Source organism: Limimaricola litoreus, from assembly GCF_024159025.1.
Taxonomy (GTDB): domain Bacteria; phylum Pseudomonadota; class Alphaproteobacteria; order Rhodobacterales; family Rhodobacteraceae; genus Limimaricola; species Limimaricola litoreus.
Window position 1 is genome coordinate 1 of the sequence record NZ_JAMYXC010000051.1, and the last position, 740, is coordinate 740.

Below are 740 nucleotides of genomic sequence, written 5' to 3' on the forward strand. Positions count from 1 at the left end.
AGCGACTTTTTCGCATCGCCGTAGAACATGCGTGTGTTGTCCTTGAAGAAGAGCGGGTTCTCGATGCCGGAGTAGCCGGTGCCCTGGCCGCGCTTCGAGACGAAGACCTGCTTGGCCTTCCAGACCTCGAGCACCGGCATCCCGGCGATGGGCGAGTTCGGGTCGTCCTGCGCCGCCGGGTTCACGATGTCGTTCGAGCCGATGACGATGGCGACGTCCGTCTCGGGGAAGTCGTCATTGATCTCGTCCATCTCCATGACGATGTCGTAGGGCACGCGAGCCTCGGCCAAGAGCACGTTCATGTGGCCGGGCAGACGGCCCGCGACCGGGTGGATCGCGAAGCGCACGGTCTTGCCCTGCGCGCGCAGACGGCGGGTCAGCTCGGAGACCGATTGCTGCGCCTGCGCCACCGCCATGCCGTAGCCGGGGATGATCACGACGCTCTCGGCCTCGTCCAGCGCCTGCGCCACGCCGTCGGCGTCGATCGCCACCTGCTCACCCTCGACCTCCATCGCCGGGCCCGAGGTGCCGCCGAAACCGCCCAGGATCACGCTGACGAACTTGCGGTTCATCGCCTTGCACATGATGTAGCTCAGGATCGCGCCCGAGGAGCCGACCAGCGCGCCGGTGACGATCAGGAGATCGTTGCCCAGCGTGAAGCCGATCGCCGCCGCCGCCCAGCCCGAGTAGGAGTTGAGCATCGACACCACCACCGGCATGTCGGCGCCGCCGATGCCCAT

1 protein-coding gene is annotated in these 740 nt (G+C 66.9%); it reads right to left on the reverse strand.

The features are described 5' to 3' along the window. A partial coding sequence (locus tag NHG85_RS04305) for an NAD(P)(+) transhydrogenase (Re/Si-specific) subunit beta (RefSeq protein WP_253330147.1) occupies positions 1 to 740 on the reverse strand: 740 nt, incomplete at both ends.